Here is a 16,215-nt window from a genome sequence, read left to right as displayed (position 1 = left end):
CAGCATGACGAAGGACGATTCCGTGCCGCCCGGCGGCACCCCGAACCCGGGCGGCCCGCCGCCCGATCACGAGGCGCCGCCGCCCGCGCCGCGCCGCGGCCGCCGGCTTGGCCGCGCGCTGGCCTGGACGGCGGGCGTGCTGCTGCTGGTCGCGGTGCTGCTGGCGGGCGCGCTGGCCGGGGCGGTGTTCACCGAGCGCGGCACCAGGCTCGCCTGGAACGCCGCCGTGGCGCTGCTCGGCGGCCGGCTGTCGGGCACCCTGGAAGGCGGCTCGCTGGCCGCCGGCGTGCGCCTGAAGGACGTCGTCTGGACGTCGCCCGGCGGCAAGGGCACCGAGGTCCGGGTCGATCGAGTCGAGTCGCGCTGGGCGCTCACGCGCGCGCCGCTGCGCTTCACGGTCGATACGCTGCGCGCCGGCACCATCGACGTGACGCTCGCGCCGACGCCGCCGAGCAAGACGCCCGCCGCGCTGCCGCGCAACCTGGACCTGCCGCTGCAGCTGAGACTGGGCGAGCTGCGCTTCGACACGCTGCGTATCCACGAGGGCGGCGCGACCACGGTGCTGTCGAACCTGCTGCTGCATGGTGCGAGCGACGGGCGCCATCACACGCTGTCGCTCGAGCGGCTCGATACGCCGTTCGGCGCGCTGAGCGCGAACGCGCGGCTCGACGGCGCGCGGCCGTTCGCGATCGACGGTGCGGCCAGCTACACCGGCAATCTGTCGAACCAGCAGGTCGACGCGCATGCGCGGCTGTCGGGCTCGCTCGAGGCGCTCGCGGTCGATCTCGACGCCTCCGGCATGAAGCTGGCCGGCCGCGCGCACATCGAGGCCGCGCCGTTCGGCGCGGTGCCGCTCACGCGCGCCACGCTCGCGTTCGATCACGTCAACCCGCGCGCGCTCGCGCCGGGCGCGCCGCTCGCCGACCTGACGGTGCGCGCCGAGCTGGCGCCGGCGGGGGGCGATGGCCCTGCCGCTTCGGCAGGCCCGGGTGCGCCCGCGGCGGTAGCGGCTTCGACGGCGGCGGCCTCCCGCCCGGCGCTGGCCAGGCCGGCCGTGGCGGCGTCAGCCTCGGCCGGTCCGGCATCCGGCGGGGCCGCGCCGGCCGCGTCGCCCGGCTTCGTGGTGGCCGGCACGGTGTCGGTGGTCAACGCCGCGCCGGGCCTGCTGGCCGACGGCAAGCTGCCGCTCGTCGACATCCACACGCGCGTCAGGCTCGACGCGCACGAGCAGCGCCTCGACGGCTTCGTGTTGCGCATGTTGCGCGACGGCAGCGTGACGGGCGGCGGCGCGCTGGTCGCGAACCGCGGCCGCTTCGACCTGAAGGCCGCCAACCTCGATCCGACGCTGTTCTCGAACGCGGTGCGGCCGATGCGGCTCGGCGGCCCGATCATGGTGGCGCTCGATGCCGGCTCGCAGCACGCGACGGTGGAGCTGACCGATCCGAAGCTCGCGCTCGGGCTCAGCGCCGACCTGACGACCGACGCGAACGCCACCACCATCCGGCGCGCGCGCGTGTCGGCCGGCAAGGGCCGCCTGGACCTGAGCGGCGTGCTCAAGCGCGACAAGGCGGCCAGCTACGACCTCAAGGCGACGCTCGTCGATTTCAATCCGCTGGCGTTCTCGACGCTGCACGCGGGCGCCTCGGCCGCCGCGCGCGGCAAGCCCGCGGCGCACCGGCCGAAGGCGGCCCAGGCCGAGGCGCCCGTCGAGGCGCGCGTGAACGGCACGCTCGCCGCCAGCGGCACGCTCGCGCCCGCCTTCGCGGCGAAGCTGCGGTTCCAGCTCGGCGATAGCGTCTACGACGGCGTGCCGATGACGGGGCAGGGCACGCTGCGGCTCGCCGGCATGCGCATGCTGCCGAGCACGGCCGAACTCTCGGTGGCGGGCAACCAGGTGTCGCTGAACGGCAGCTTCGGCGCGGCCGGCGACCGCCTGCGCTTCGCCGTCGACGCGCCGCGGCTCGACCGGCTCGGCTTCGGCCTGCAGGGCCTCGTGGCCGCGCACGGCGAGCTGACCGGCAGCTTCGCGCATCCGAACGTCGAGGCCGACTACAAGGCCACCGGCGTGGTGGTCGGCAGCAACCGGATCGGTTCGGCCGAGGGCCGCGCGCAGATCCGCGACGGCGCGAACGGCGCGCTCGCGCTGTCGGTCGACGCGAACGATCTCGCGCTCGGCTCGATCAGCCTCAAGACGCTCAGCGCGAAGCTGGCCGGCACGCGCGCCAGGCACACCCTCGAGGCGTCGGCGCTCGGCAGCGCCGACGGCCGCGTGATCAACCTGCATCTGGCCGCGGCGGGCGGCCTGAGCGAGGTCGCGGGCGCCAGCCGCTGGGACGGCACGGTTTCGGAGCTGGTCAATCGCGGCACGCCGGCGGTCTCGCTCGACGCGCCGCTCTCGGTGTCGGCCGGCGCCGGGCACCTGGTGCTCGGCGCGACGAAGCTGACCGTCGAGGGCGCGGTGCTCGCGCTGCGCGGCTTCGCGCTCGACCACGGCACGCTGCGCACGGCCGGCACGCTCACCAACCTGTCGGTCGCGCGCGCGCTGCAGGTGCGCGAGTTCCTGACGGGCGCGCGCGCGCCGCTGCGCACCGATCTCGTGCTCGACGGCGACTGGGACCTGACGCTGGCCGGCACCGCCAGCGGCCACTTGCAGATCCGCCGCCGCTCGGGCGACGTGACGATCGAGGCCGGGCGCGGCATCGCCTCGCTCGGCATCACCGAGCTGAGCGCGCGCGCCGAGTTCGGCGCCGGCAATCGGCTCGACACCACGCTGCATGCCAAGGCGAGCCGGATCGGCACCGCCGACGCCGCCCTCGGCGTGCCGTTCAACTTGCGCGACGGCGTGCTCGCCGTGGCCGACGACGGCCCGCTGTCGGGCAACGCGGACCTGGAGATCCCGGCGCTGCGCACCACCGGCGGCCTGCTCGGGCCGAGCTACCTGTTCGACGGGAACGCCGCGCTCAAGCTCAGCGTGGCCGGCACGCCGGCCAAGCCCCAGCTGTCCGGCACGCTGAACGGCGACAAGCTGTCGGTGACGATGGTGGACCAGGGCGTGCAGCTGAAGGACGGCATCGTGCGGATTCGCCTCACCGACAATCTCGTCGATTTCCAGCAGGTCGAATTCCACGGCGCCGAGGGCACGCTGCGCGCGCTCGGCCGCGTGCGGCTGGACGGCGGCGCGCCCGATCTCACGGCCAGCATCGTGGCCGACAAGCTCGAACTGTTCGCCTCGCCGGACCGCAAGCTCTCGCTGTCGGGCCGCGCGAGCGTGCAGAACGACGGGCCGCACGGCCAGCTCGCGATCAACGGCAAGTTCACGGTGGACCGGGCGCTGTTCGACCTGCCCGAGTCGTCGGCCCCCAGCCTGTCCGACGACGTCGTGATCGTGCGTCCCGACGGCTCCGTGCCGGGCGAGACGAAGACCGCCGCCGGCGTGCCCACGGCGGTCGCCGAGAAGCCCGCGTCGGCGCTCGGCCCGCGCGCCAACATCGACATCGATCTCGGCGACCATTTCCGCTTCAAGGGGCACGGCGCCGACCTCGGCCTGCGCGGCACGATCACGGTGATGAGCGCGCCGGGCCTGCCGCTGCGCGCGGTCGGCAACGTCCGCGTGACCGAGGGTTCGACCTACTCGACGTTCGGCCGCAAGCTCGCGATCGAGAACGGCTTCTTCACCTTCAACGGCCCGATCTCGAACCCCGGCATCAACATCCTCGCGATGCGCCGCAATCAGGAGGTCGAGGCGGGCGTGCAGGTGACGGGCACGGTGCAGGCGCCGGTCGCGAAGCTGGTCTCGGAGCCGAACGTGACCGACAACGAGAAGCTCTCGTGGCTGCTGTTCGGCCATGGCACCGACCAGGGCAACAACCTCGGCCAGCAGAACACCATGACGACCGCGCTGGCGCTGCTGGGCAGCGCCACCGGCAAGCGCGTCGCGCAGTCGGTCGGCCTGGACGAGTTCACCATCGGCCGCAGCGACGTCGGGCTCACCGACCCGCAGGTGGTACAGATCTCGAAGGCGATCAACGAGCGCTTCGTGCTCGGCTACGAGCAGGGCCTGCAGTCGGCCAGCAACGCCTTCAAGATCACCATCAACCTGTCGCGGTTCTGGTCGGTGTCCGCCTACGGCGGCACCTTCCAGGGCATCGACCTGAACTACACGCGGCGCTTCGACAAGTGGTGGTGGGCGCGCGGCCACTGACGGCGTTGCCGCCGCGCGCATGAAAAAACCCGCTCGTCGAGCGGGTTTTTTTCCGGGTGCCGCGGCAAGCGCATGAAGCGCGGCGGGGGCGCGCCTTCAGCTCACGCGCATGCCCGGCTTGGCGCCGCTGTGCGGCTCGAGGATGTAGAGGCCCGGTTCCGACTTCTCGTCCTTGGCCGAGGCGGCCAGCACCATGCCTTCGGACATGCCGAACTTCATCTTGCGCGGCGCGAGGTTGGCGACCATCACGGTCAGCTTGCCCACCAGATCCTCGGGCCGGTAGGCCGACTTGATCCCCGAGAACACGTTGCGCGTCTTTTCCTCGCCCACGTCGAGCGTGAGCTGCAGCAGCTTGTCCGAGCCCTCCACGGCCTGGCACGCGACGATCTTCGCGATCCGCAGGTCGATCTTCGTGAAGTCGTCGATCGAGATCGTGCCGTCGCCGGTCGCGGCCGCGGTCTTCGCGTCCTTGGCCGGCTTGGCGTCCTTGGCGCCTTTCGCCTTCGGATCGGCGCTCGCGGCACTGGCCGCCGCGTCGGCCGCCGCGAGCGAGCCGTGGTTCGCCTCCAGCAGCGCCGCGATCTGCTTCGGATCGACGCGCGTCATCAGGTGCTGGTAGGCGTTGACGGGCTGCGTCGACGAGAGCGGCGTCGCGACGCTCGCCCAGGTCAGCGGCGCGATGCCGAGGAACGCCTCGACCGCTTCGACCACGCGCGGCAGCACCGGCTTGAGCGCGAGCGACAGCAGGCGGAACGCCTCCAGGCTCACGCTGCAGGTCTCGTGCAGCGCCACCGCGTTGGCCGGGTCCTTGGCCTGCTCCCAGGGCTTGGCGGTGTCGACGTAGCCGTTCACGGCGTCGGCCAGCTCCATGGTCTGGCGCAGCGCGCGGCCGTATTCGCGCGCCTCGTAGTGCGCGGCGATCTGCGGAATCGTGCCGCGCAGCGAGGCGAGCAGCGGGTGGTTCATCGCGCTGTCCTGCACGCGGCCCTCGAAGCGCTTGATCAGGAAGCCCGCCGCCCGGCTCGCGATGTTCACGTACTTGCCCACCAGGTCGCTGTTCACGCGCGCCTGGAAGTCCTCGAGATTCAGGTCGAGGTCTTCCATCGTCGCGTTCAGCTTCGCGGCGAAGTAGTAGCGCAGCCACTCCGGGTTCAGGCCCGCGTCGATATAGCTCTGCGCCGTGATGAAGGTGCCGCGCGACTTCGACATCTTGGCGCCGTCCACGGTCAGGAAGCCGTGCGCGAACACGTTGGTCGGCGTGCGGTGGCCCGAGAACTCGAGCATCGCGGGCCAGAACAGCGTGTGGAAATAAAGGATGTCCTTGCCGATGAAGTGATACTGCTCGGTCGTCGAGCCGGGACGCGTCCAGGCGTCGAAGTCGAGCCCGAGCTTCTCGCAGTGGTTCTTGAAGCTCGCGTAGTAGCCCACCGGCGCGTCGAGCCAGACATAGAAGTACTTGCCGGGCGCGCCGGGGATCTCGAAGCCGAAGTAGGGCGCATCGCGCGAGATGTCCCAGTCGGCCAGCTTCGCTTCGCCGGCCTCGCCGAGCCATTCGCGCATCTTGTTGGTGGCCTCGGGCTGCGCGAGCCCGCCCACCCAGCCGCGCAGGAAGTTTTCGCAGCGCGGGTCGGACAGCTTGAAGAAGTGATGCGTGGACGTCTTGCGCACCGGCGTGGCGCCCGACACCACCGAGTACGGATTGAGCAGCTCGGTGGGCTGATAGGTCGAGCCGCACACCTCGCAGCTGTCGCCGTACTGGTCCTTCGCGTGGCACTTCGGGCACTCGCCCTTGATGAAGCGGTCCGGCAGGAACATTTGCTTGACGGGGTCGTAAGCCTGCTCGATGTCGCGCTCGGCGATCAGCCCGGCATCCTTCAGCGCCAGGTAGATGGTCTCGCTCAGCACGCGGTTCTCGTCGGAGTCCGTGGTGTAGAAGTTGTCGAACGAGATCGCGTAGCTGTCGAAGTCACGCTTGTGCTCGCGCCAGACGCGCTCGATCAGCTGCTTGGGCGTGATGCCTTCCTGCTCGGCGCGCAGCATGATCGGCGTGCCGTGCGTGTCGTCGGCGCCGATGTAATAGACCTCGTGGCCGTGCATTCGCAGCGTCCGCACCCAGATGTCGGTCTGGATGTACTCGACCAGGTGGCCGATGTGGATTTGCCCGTTCGCGTAGGGCAGTGCGGAAGTGACGAGGATCTGGCGGCGGCTCGAGGGTGCGCCGGCCTGCACGGTATTGAGATCGGATGCGGACATAGGGTCGTCAGGGATGGCCGCGCAGGTCGCGGCTCGGGTCGGGAATGCGTCGGAATGCGAGATTCTAGCAGGCGGTGCGCGAGTGCTCCCCGCGTGGCGGCTACCGCCGCGGCCGGGCGCGGTTTCGGTGGTTTTTCAGCTGGATCCGGGCGGCTTCGCCGCGATTGCGCGAACTCGGCAGCGTGCCCGGCAACAATTTTTCAAAATGCTTTCGGCGCGGGCCGCCACTGTGTTCGCGCGCAGCCGGGGCCGCTGTTGCGGTGCAATATTGCGGTTTCGGGCAAAAAAAACCGGGGCGAATGGAGCCCCGGAGCAACAACGACAAGAGGAGAATGGTGACGCGGCGGCGTTCATTCCACCGCGTACCGTAAGGAAAGACCAAGGCCCGCTCAATAAGTTCGAAAAAATTTTCGGTGCTCGAGCCGGGCCGCCGCAAGGCTTGTCGGGCGGGCCGGCGAGCGATCGGCGCGAGCCCGCCCTGCGGTCGGTGCGCGTTATTGCGGCTGCTGCTGCGGCTGCTGCGGGGCGCGCAGGTAGATCTCGACGCGGCGGTTCTGGGCGCGGCCGGCGTCGGTCGCGTTGTCGGCCACCGGGTTCGAGGCGCCCATGCCCTGCGCCGACAGGCGGCTGCCCGCCACGCCGCGCTGCACCAGCGCGGTGACCACGCTCTGCGCGCGGTTCTGCGACAGCGTCAGGTTGTGCGCGGCCGAGCCGGTGCTGTCGGTATAGCCGACCACCGAGGCGGTGATCTGCGGATTCTGGTTCAGCGAGGTGGCCAGCTCGTTGAGCAGCGGGGCGAATGCCGGTGTGATCGCGTACTGGTCGGTCGCGAACGTCACCGAGCTCGGCACGTTCAGCTTCAGCGAGCCGTCCGGCTGCTCGGTCACCTGCGTGCCGGTGCTCTGCGCCGACGGCGCGAGGCGGTTCTTGATCGCCTGCCAGTTGTAGCCGGCCACGCCGCCGGCCAGCGCGCCGATCCCGGCGCCGATCGCCGCGCCCTTGCCGCCGCCCGCCAGCGCGCCGATGCCCGCGCCGAGCGCGGCGCCCGCGCCGGTGCCCACGGCGGTGTTGTTGCCCTGTGGCGTGGCGCAGCCGGCGAGCAGGGCGCCGGCGATGGCGAAGACGGAGAGGCGCGTCGCGATTTTGGTATTCATGTCGAGTTCCTTTCTGAAGTGAACGAATCGGTCACTACGCTGATGCAAGGCCCGAGGGCGGGCCTTGCACGCAGGCCGCAAGCCCTGTTCGGGACCAAGGCTGTTCGCACGAAGCCGCGTCCAGCCTCTACAATATAGGCGTTGCGGGGCGATGTGTCCCCGAGGGGCGCCGCAGGCGATCATTGCGCCGCCGGCGGTTTCGCGCAATGACTGCAATAAATTTTTTCACTTTTCCCGCCGGCCGGGCCGTTTTCTGACGATTCTTCACGTTTCGTTGCGCCCAATGCGGCTACGCGCCACGCGCGGGTGGATCCACGTCTTCACGGAGTTTCGATGAGTATTGACCGGGCCACTGTCGACGCCGCGCTCGCGGCGCTCGTCGACCCCAACACGGGCCGCCCGTATGCGGCGAACAAGGGCTTGCGCGAGGTCGCGATCGACGGCGACACGGTTTCGGTGTCGGTCGTGCTCGGCTACCCGGCGCGCAGCCAGCACGAGGACCTGCGCCGGCGCGTCGCCGACGCGCTCGCGGCGGTGCCGGGCGTGCGCGCCGCTCGCGTGGCGGTGCAGCAGGAAATCGCCGCGCACACGGTGCAGCGCGGCGTGAAACTGCTGCCGAACGTGAAGAACATCGTCGCGGTGGCCTCGGGCAAGGGCGGCGTCGGCAAGAGCACGACCGCCGTCAACCTCGCGCTCGCGCTGGCCGCCGAGGGCGCCTCGGTCGGCATCCTCGACGCCGACATCTACGGCCCGTCGCTGCCGACCATGCTCGGCATCCGCGGCCGCCCCGATTCGCCCGACAACCAGTCGATGAATCCGATGGAGGGCCACGGCCTGCAGGCCAACTCGATCGGCTTCCTGATCGACGAGGACAACCCGATGGTCTGGCGCGGGCCGATGGCCACCTCGGCGCTGGAGCAATTGCTGCGCCAGACCAACTGGCGCGACCTCGACTACTTGATCGTCGACATGCCGCCCGGCACCGGCGACATCCAGCTCACGCTCGCGCAGCGCGTGCCGGTGACGGGCGCCGTGATCGTGACGACGCCGCAGGACATCGCGCTGCTCGATGCGAAGAAGGGGCTCAAGATGTTCGAGAAGGTCGGCATCCCGATCATCGGCATCGTCGAGAACATGAGCCTGCACGTCTGCTCGAACTGCGGCCACGAGGAGCCCATCTTCGGCGCGGGCGGTGCGGCGCGCATGGCGGCCGACTACGGCGTGCCGGTGCTCGGCAGCCTGCCGCTCGACATCGCGATCCGCGAGCAGGCCGACGGCGGCACGCCGACCGTGGCGGCCGCGCCCGACTCGCCGGTGGCGGCGCGCTATCGCGAGATCGCGCGGCAGGTGGCGATCGCGATCGCCGAGCGCGCCAAGGACATGAGCTCGAAGTTCCCGTCGATCGTGGTGCAAAATACCTGAAACAGGGGCCAAAACGTCGTTTCACGCGCGGCGAGCCGCGGTATCATGGCGACTTTTCCCCTGGTCCCCTTTCCTGTCGGCCAGCGGGGCTGCCGGTGCGGCAGGCCCGTTGGCGTGAGGATCGCATGAAACAACGATTCGAGCGGACGGCCTGCCTCAGCGCCGGTGCCGTCCTGGCCGCCATGGTCCTGCTCAACGGCTGCACGTCGTTCGCGTCCACGCACGAGAAACGCGCCGACGCGCTGCTGCAGCCCACCTTCGGCAGCCAGGCGCGCGGCACGCTGACGTTCGTCGAGCGTCCCGACGGCGTGCAGGTCACCTACAACATCGCCGGGCTGCCGCCGAACACCGATCACGCGCTGCAGGTGCACGACCGCGGCGACTGCAACGCGGTGGACGGCGCGAGCGCGGGCCCCGTGTTCGCGCCCAGCGCCGACCGCCTGCGCGCCGGCGCGCGCGTGGCGGGCGATCTCGGCAACATCCACGCCGATTCGAACGGCGTGGCCGCCGGCTTCATCGTCGCGCCCGACGTGGCCCTCGACGGGGTGCGCTCGGTGCTCGGCCGCTCGGTGCTGATCCACCGCGATGCCGGCGATCCCGCCTTCCCGCAGCACAGCGCCGGCCCGGGCCTCGCCTGTGGCGTGGTGCGCTGAGGATGCGGCGGCGCGTGCCGGCCGCGATCGCGTAAAATGTGCGCCTTTCCCCGCCGCCCGGTGCGACCGGCGGCGCGACCCCGATCTGTAGCGTTATCTGGCGCCTTTTTATGAGCATCAAGTCCGACAAGTGGATCCGGCGCATGGCCGAGCAACACAAGATGATCGAGCCGTTCGTGCCCGATCAGGTCCGTGCGTCCGAGGACGGCCGCAGGATCGTCAGCTACGGCACGTCGAGCTACGGCTACGACATCCGGTGCGCGGACGAATTCAAGATCTTCACCAACATCAATTCGACGATCGTCGATCCGAAGAACTTCGACGAGGGCTCGTTCGTCGACTTCAAGGGCGAGGTCTGCATCATCCCGCCGAACTCGTTCGCGCTCGCGCGCACGGTCGAATATTTCCGCATCCCGCGCACGGTGCTGACGGTCTGCCTCGGCAAGTCCACCTACGCGCGCTGCGGGATCATCGTCAACGTCACGCCGTTCGAGCCCGAGTGGGAAGGCTACGTGACGCTCGAATTCTCGAACACCACGCCGCTGCCGGCCAAGATCTACGCGAACGAGGGCGTCGCGCAGGTGCTGTTCTTCGAGAGCGACGAGGTTTGCGACGTGTCGTATGCCGACCGCGGCGGCAAGTACCAGGGCCAGCGCGGTGTCACGCTGCCGAAAACCTGATCTGGTTGTTTACGGTTGCATGCCAACCAGTGACCGGGTGACCGCCGCGCTTTGAGGCGCCGCGGTCGTTCTTTTTGGAGATTCGCCCATGAAGTTTCGCTTTCCCGTCGTCATCATCGACGAAGATTTCCGTTCCGAGAACATCTCGGGCTCCGGCATCCGGGCGCTTGCCGAAGCCATCGAGAAGGAGGGCGCGGAAGTGCTCGGCCTGACGAGCTACGGCGATCTGACCTCGTTCGCGCAGCAGTCGAGCCGCGCGTCGTGCTTCATCCTGTCGATCGACGACGACGAACTGATGCTGGGCGAAACCGGTCCCGACGGCGAACTGCCCGAGCTCGCCACGGCGATCCTCGAGCTGCGCGCGTTCGTGACCGAAGTGCGCCGCCGCAATGCCGACATCCCGATCTTCCTGTACGGCGAGACGCGCACCTCGCGGCACATCCCGAACGACGTGCTGCGCGAGCTGCACGGCTTCATCCACATGTTCGAGGACACGCCGGAGTTCGTCGCGCGCCACATCATCCGCGAAACCAAGGTCTACCTCGATTCGCTCGCGCCGCCGTTCTTCAAGGAACTCGTCAAGTACGCCGACGAGGGGTCGTACTCGTGGCACTGCCCGGGACACTCGGGCGGCGTGGCGTTCCTGAAGAATCCGCTCGGCCAGATGTTCCACCAGTTCTTCGGCGAGAACATGCTGCGCGCCGACGTCTGCAACGCCGTCGACGAACTCGGCCAGTTGCTCGACCACACCGGCCCGGTGGCGGCCTCGGAGCGCAATGCGGCGCGCATCTTCAGCGCCGACCACCTGTTCTTCGTGACCAACGGCACCTCGACCTCGAACAAGATCGTCTGGCACGCCACCGTCGCGCCGGGCGACATCGTGCTGGTGGACCGCAACTGCCACAAGTCGATCCTGCACGCGATCACGATGACGCATGCGATTCCGGTGTTCCTCACGCCGACGCGCAACCACTTCGGCATCATCGGCCCGATCCCGCGTGACGAGTTCAAGCCCGAGAACATCCGCAAGAAGATCGAGGCGAACCCGTTCGCGCGCGAGGCGTTGAAGAAGAACCCGAACGCCAAGCCGCGGATCCTGACGATCACGCAGAGCACCTACGACGGCGTGATCTACAACGTCGAGCAGATCAAGGATCTGCTCGGCGACCTGCTCGACACGCTGCACTTCGACGAGGCGTGGCTGCCGCACGCCGAATTCCACGAGTTCTACCAGGACATGCACGCGATCGGCGCGGGGCGGCCCCGCACCGGCGCGCTGGTGTTCGCGACGCACTCCACGCACAAGCTGCTGGCCGGCATCTCGCAGGCCTCGCAGATCGTGGTGCAGGATTCGGAGAACCGCACGTTCGACAAGCACCGCTTCAACGAGGCCTACCTGATGCATACCTCGACGAGCCCGCAGTACGCGATCATCGCTTCGTGCGACGTGGCCGCCGCGATGATGGAGCCGCCGGGCGGCACCGCGCTCGTCGAGGAGTCGATCGCCGAGGCGATCGAGTTCCGCCGCGCGATGCGCAAGGTGGACGCCGAGTATGGCGACGACTGGTTCTTCTCGGTGTGGGGCCCGGACACGCTGCCCGACGAGGGCATCGGCTCGCGCGAGGACTGGATGCTGCGCCCGAACGACCGCTGGCACGGCTTCGGCCCGCTCGCGGAAGGCTTCAACATGCTCGACCCGATCAAGGCCACGATCATCACGCCGGGCCTCGACGTGGACGGCGAGTTCGGCGAGACCGGGATTCCGGCCGCGATCGTCACGAAGTATCTGGCCGAGCACGGCATCATCGTCGAGAAGACCGGGCTCTACTCGTTCTTCATCATGTTTACGATCGGCATCACCAAGGGCCGCTGGAACTCGATGGTCACCGAGCTGCAGCAGTTCAAGGACGACTACGACAACAACCAGCCGCTCTGGCGCGTGCTGCCCGAGTTCGTCGCGCAGTATCCGATCTACGAGCGCGTCGGCCTGCGCGACCTCTGCACGCAGATCCACGACGTCTACCGCGCCAACGACATCGCGCGGCTGACCACCGAGATGTACCTGTCGGACATGGAGCCGGCGATGAAGGCGTCCGACGCGTTCGCCAAGCTCGCGCACCGCGAGATCGACCGCGTGCCGCTCGACGAGCTCGAAGGCCGCGTGACCAGCATCCTGCTCACGCCGTACCCGCCGGGCATCCCGCTGCTGATCCCGGGCGAGCGCTTCAATGCGACGATCGTCAGCTACCTGCGGTTCGCGCGCGACTTCAACGAGCGCTTCCCGGGCTTCCATACCGACGTCCACGGCCTCGTCGCCGAGGAACTGAACGGGCGCGTCGAGTACTACGTCGACTGCGTGCGCGACTGACGATGGCACGGTTCGGGACGATGCGCAGCGGCGGTGCGCTGGCCGCGGCGGTGCTGGCCCTGGCGGGCTTCGCCGGCGCGGCCGCGCCGGCACGTGCGGAGGTCGCGGCGGCCGATCCGATCGACGTCGGCATGCGGCAGTGCCTGGCGCGGCGCGACCGCTCGTCGACGGTCGGCCAGATCCAGTGCATGGACGAGGCGCGCGCCAAGTGGCTGGCGGCCGTGGACGATGCGTTCGCGCAGCTGAACACGGTCGCGCCGGCGGCCGCGAAGCGCGGCTGGCAGGAAAGCCAGCGGCGCTGGCAGCTCTGGCGCAAGGACGAGACGCTGCTCGCGCAGGCCGTCTATGCGACCACCAGTGGCACGATGTACGCGATGGCGAGCGCCGACATGCGGATTCAGCCGGTGCGCGACCGCGCGCTGTCGCTGCGCGACGCGGCCGATCGCTACGCCAAGCCGGGCGGCGCGGCCGACGCCGTGCATCGCGTGCGGGCCTGTTCGGACGACGCGGCCTGCGAGCACGCGCTGTTCGACCTGAACCGCTACTACGTGAAGTTGCAAAAGCGCATGCCGTCGCGCTCGCGGCCGACCCTGGTGCGCGCCCAGCGCGCCTGGGTGGCGTTCCGCGACGCGACCACGCCGATGATCAGCGAGCAGCAGCGCGTCGACCTGATCGGCGCGCGCGTGGCGACGCTGAAGCGGTTCTCGGAGACGGTGAACAACAAGTAGCGTCGGTGACGCGCGCGGTCCACAAGCCCCAAAAAAACGGACGCCTCGGCGTCCGTTTTTCCTGGCTGCCCAGCCGGCCGGCTGGGCATGGTGTCGCGCGCGCGTCAGCCGAGTGCCGCACGCGCCGCGGCGATCGCCGCGCGCACTTGGTCCGGCGCCGTGCCGCCCGGGTGGTTGCGGCTCGCCACCGAGCCTTCGAGCGTCAGGTACGAGAACACGTCGTCGCCGATCAGGTGCGCCACGTTCGGCAGGTCGCGCTTCATTTCGTCGAGCGTGAGCTCGGCCAGGTCGATGCCGCGCTCGTCGCAGATCTTCACGGCGTGCGCGACGGCTTCGTGGGCGTCGCGGAACGCCAGCCCGCGCTTGACCAGATAGTCGGCCAGGTCGGTCGCGGTCGAGAAGCCCTGCAGCGCCGCGGCGCGCATCGGCTCGGCCTTCACGGTGATGCCGGCCACCATCTCGGCGAAGATCCGCAGCGTGTCGGCGACGGTGTCGACCGTGTCGAACAGCGGCTCCTTGTCTTCCTGGTTGTCCTTGTTGTACGCGAGCGGCTGGCCCTTCATCAGCGTCAGGAGCGCCATCAGGTGGCCGTTGACGCGGCCGGTCTTGCCGCGCGCGAGTTCGGGCACGTCCGGGTTCTTCTTCTGCGGCATGATCGACGAACCGGTGCAGAAGCGGTCGGCGATGTCGATGAAGCCCACGCGCGGGCTCATCCACAGCACCAGCTCCTCGGAGAAGCGCGAGACGTGCGTCATCACCAGCGCGGCGGCGGCCGTGAATTCGATCGCGAAGTCGCGATCCGACACCGCGTCGAGCGAGTTCGCGCAGATTCCGTCGAAGCCGAGCGTGGCGGCCACCGCGTGGCGGTCGATCGGGTAGCTGGTGCCGGCCAGCGCAGCCGCGCCGAGCGGCAGGCGGTTCACGCGCGCGCGGCAGTCGCGCAGGCGGCCCGCGTCGCGCGTGAACATCTCCACGTAGGCGAGCAGGTGGTGGCTGAACGTGACGGGCTGCGCGACCTGCAGGTGCGTGAAGCCGGGCAGGATCGTGTCGGCGTGCCGTTCGGCGAGGTCGAGCAGGGCGCCGCGCAGCTGGCCGAGCAGTTCGCCGATGCGGTCGATCTCGCCGCGCAGCCACAGCCGGATGTCGGTGGCGACCTGGTCGTTGCGCGAGCGGCCGGTGTGCAGCCGCTTGCCGGCGTCGCCGATCAGCGCGGTCAGGCGCGCCTCGATGTTGAGGTGGACGTCCTCGAGGTCGAGCTGCCATTCGAATTCGCCGCGCTCGATTTCGCCCCGGATCTGCGCCATCCCGCGCTCGATTGCGGCGAGGTCGTCGGTGCTGATGATCTTCTGCGCGGCCAGCATCTTCGCATGCGCGAGCGAGCCCTCGATGTCGACGAGCGCGAGGCGCTTGTCGAAAAACACCGACGAGGTATAGCGCTTGACCAGATCCGACATCGGTTCCGAGAAGCGGGCCGACCAGGCCTCGCCCTTTTTGTGCAATTGGGATGTCATGGCGATGAGTAATGGGAGTGACGCGGCGAGCGCCGCGGGGCAGGTGGGGATTCTAGCATTCGGCGACGCGCGGGCCGACCGGCGCCGGGCGGCAGGCGCGGGCAGCCGGGAACGGGCGGTCGGGAACGGGCGCGGCCAGACACGGGCGGCGGCCGCGGCAGCCCGCCCGCTTCAGCGCCGCTCGCTGCCCGCCGCGCCGTCGGGCACCAGCACGACGAACTTCAGGTCCTCGCGGTGGGCGGGCTTCAGCGTGGTCTGCTGGTAGATCAGGCGGCCCTCGCGCGGATGGTCGAACGCGCGCGCGCCGCCCTCGCGCTCGACCACGTCCTGCGAGGCCCAGTAGTGCGCGAAGGCTTCGCTGTCGGCGATCAGCGCGTCGATCAGCGCGCGGGTCGGCGCGTCGTTCAGATGGCGGATCGAGTCGGCGCGGAATTCGGCGACGAGCCGGCGCGCGCGCGCGTCCCAATCGACGATCAGCGTGCGCGCGGCCGGCGAGGTGAAGGTGAAGCGCAGCAGGTTGCGGTCGTGGCCGGCATCGAGCCAGCCCGTGAAGAGGGCCGCGGCCGGCGCGTTCCAGGCGAGCGCGTTCCACTGACGGTCGAGCACGTAGGCGGGCGCGGCCACCAGCTCGACGGCCGCCAGCAGCGTGTCGGGCAGGTCGGCGCTGGCCAGCTCCGGCTCGGCCGGGTCGCGCTGCGCGGCCAGCTCGAACAGATAGGCGCGCTCGGCGCGCGAGAGCCGCAGCGCGACGGCGATCCGCGCCAGCGCGTCGGCCGAGGCCGACACCTGGCGGCCCTGCTCGATCCAGGTGTACCAGGTCGGGCTCACGCCGCAGAGCTGGGCGACCTCCTCGCGGCGCAGGCCCGGGGTGCGGCGGCGCGGGCCGGGCGGCAGCCCGAGCGCGTCGGGCGAGAGGCGTTCGCGGTGGGCGCGGATGAACTCGCCGAGCGAGCGCGCCGGCGTGGCGTCGGGCGTGGGCGGAGCGGGGCGGGAAGAACTCATCGGAATACGGTGCGACAGGGAAAGGCGGGACGGCGAAACCACAAACGAACCGGGAGCAAGCGAACCGGGACCCCGCTCCGGGAGCCTCGCCGGGCGAGGTAGTGCCGATACCGGGATAAGGCGGCGGCCAGTACCGGTACGGCGAGCGTTGTCGTCATTGTAGCGGCTCGCGCCGCGACATGAACGGCGCAACGGCGCGGGCACCGTCGCCGATGCCCGCGCCGCGCGGTGGCGCGACTGCGC

The 16,215-nt window shown here is 70.0% G+C and carries 10 protein-coding genes; 6 read left to right on the top strand and 4 right to left on the bottom strand.

Translation table 11 applies throughout. The features are described 5' to 3' along the window. The first annotated feature begins 4 nt into the window (after positions 1 to 4). Positions 5 to 4,201 (top strand): translocation/assembly module TamB domain-containing protein, encoded by a 4,197-nt coding sequence (locus KS03_RS13795; protein ID WP_045678840.1) that lies wholly within the window; start codon positions 5 to 7, stop codon positions 4,199 to 4,201. A 96-nt stretch (positions 4,202 to 4,297) separates the two neighbouring features. Here the strand turns inward: KS03_RS13795 and metG are convergent, their stop codons facing one another. Then, entirely contained in the window at positions 4,298 to 6,454 is a 2,157-nt protein-coding gene (metG, locus tag KS03_RS13790) for a methionine--tRNA ligase (RefSeq protein WP_015876728.1), read from the bottom strand. Between the two features lie 494 nt (positions 6,455 to 6,948). Further along, positions 6,949 to 7,608, bottom strand: a complete 660-nt coding sequence (locus KS03_RS13785; RefSeq protein WP_015876727.1) for a YiaD family glycine zipper/OmpA-like lipoprotein — start codon at positions 7,606 to 7,608, stop codon at positions 6,949 to 6,951. Positions 7,609 to 7,941: 333 nt separating this feature from the next. Here KS03_RS13785 and apbC point away from each other — a divergent pair, with 333 nt between their 5' ends. The 5 genes from apbC (at position 7,942) to KS03_RS13760 (ending at position 13,459) form a co-directional block, all read left to right on the top strand. Next, on the top strand, positions 7,942 to 9,030 hold the full coding sequence (apbC, locus tag KS03_RS13780) for an iron-sulfur cluster carrier protein ApbC (protein WP_017923651.1): 1,089 nt from the start codon (positions 7,942 to 7,944) through the stop codon (positions 9,028 to 9,030). A gap of 125 nt (positions 9,031 to 9,155) precedes the next feature. Continuing rightward, positions 9,156 to 9,683: a superoxide dismutase family protein gene (locus KS03_RS13775; protein WP_015876725.1), complete on the top strand. Its 528-nt coding sequence runs from the start codon at positions 9,156 to 9,158 to the stop codon at positions 9,681 to 9,683. A 110-nt stretch (positions 9,684 to 9,793) separates the two neighbouring features. Next, positions 9,794 to 10,363 (top strand): dCTP deaminase, encoded by a 570-nt coding sequence (gene dcd / locus KS03_RS13770; RefSeq protein WP_015876724.1) that lies wholly within the window; start codon positions 9,794 to 9,796, stop codon positions 10,361 to 10,363. An 88-nt stretch (positions 10,364 to 10,451) separates the two neighbouring features. Next, the gene (locus KS03_RS13765; protein ID WP_015876723.1) at positions 10,452 to 12,731 is read left to right on the top strand and encodes an arginine/lysine/ornithine decarboxylase; all 2,280 of its coding nucleotides are present in this window, start codon (positions 10,452 to 10,454) and stop codon (positions 12,729 to 12,731) included. Between the two features lie 20 nt (positions 12,732 to 12,751). Then, positions 12,752 to 13,459, top strand: a complete 708-nt coding sequence (locus KS03_RS13760) for a lysozyme inhibitor LprI family protein (protein ID WP_015876722.1) — start codon at positions 12,752 to 12,754, stop codon at positions 13,457 to 13,459. 104 nt (positions 13,460 to 13,563) lie between these two features. On the opposite strand, the gene argH is transcribed toward KS03_RS13760, so the two are convergent. Together argH and KS03_RS13750 are read right to left on the bottom strand one after the other, a co-directional pair. Continuing rightward, complete coding sequence (gene argH / locus KS03_RS13755; protein ID WP_045678839.1) at positions 13,564 to 14,970, bottom strand: argininosuccinate lyase; 1,407 nt, start codon at positions 14,968 to 14,970, stop codon at positions 13,564 to 13,566. 171 nt (positions 14,971 to 15,141) lie between these two features. Next, positions 15,142 to 15,972, bottom strand: coding sequence for a helix-turn-helix transcriptional regulator (locus KS03_RS13750; RefSeq protein WP_015876720.1), 831 nt, complete (start codon positions 15,970 to 15,972; stop codon positions 15,142 to 15,144). Positions 15,973 to 16,215 lie beyond the last annotated feature (243 nt).

Origin of the sequence: Burkholderia glumae LMG 2196 = ATCC 33617 (assembly GCF_000960995.1) — a bacterium.
In the GTDB taxonomy this organism is placed as follows: Bacteria; Pseudomonadota; Gammaproteobacteria; order Burkholderiales; family Burkholderiaceae; genus Burkholderia; species Burkholderia glumae.
This window is presented reverse-complemented; position numbering and strand designations above follow the sequence as displayed.

Coding starts and splice junctions, on each gene's coding strand:
- KS03_RS13795 (WP_045678840.1), top strand. CDS start 5: ATGACGAAGGACGATTCCGTGCCGCCCGGCGGCACCCCGAACCCGGGC.
- metG (WP_015876728.1), bottom strand. CDS start 6,454: ATGTCCGCATCCGATCTCAATACCGTGCAGGCCGGCGCACCCTCGAGC.
- KS03_RS13785 (WP_015876727.1), bottom strand. CDS start 7,608: ATGAATACCAAAATCGCGACGCGCCTCTCCGTCTTCGCCATCGCCGGC.
- apbC (WP_017923651.1), top strand. CDS start 7,942: ATGAGTATTGACCGGGCCACTGTCGACGCCGCGCTCGCGGCGCTCGTC.
- KS03_RS13775 (WP_015876725.1), top strand. CDS start 9,156: ATGAAACAACGATTCGAGCGGACGGCCTGCCTCAGCGCCGGTGCCGTC.
- dcd (WP_015876724.1), top strand. CDS start 9,794: ATGAGCATCAAGTCCGACAAGTGGATCCGGCGCATGGCCGAGCAACAC.
- KS03_RS13765 (WP_015876723.1), top strand. CDS start 10,452: ATGAAGTTTCGCTTTCCCGTCGTCATCATCGACGAAGATTTCCGTTCC.
- KS03_RS13760 (WP_015876722.1), top strand. CDS start 12,752: ATGCGCAGCGGCGGTGCGCTGGCCGCGGCGGTGCTGGCCCTGGCGGGC.
- argH (WP_045678839.1), bottom strand. CDS start 14,970: ATGACATCCCAATTGCACAAAAAGGGCGAGGCCTGGTCGGCCCGCTTC.
- KS03_RS13750 (WP_015876720.1), bottom strand. CDS start 15,972: ATGAGTTCTTCCCGCCCCGCTCCGCCCACGCCCGACGCCACGCCGGCG.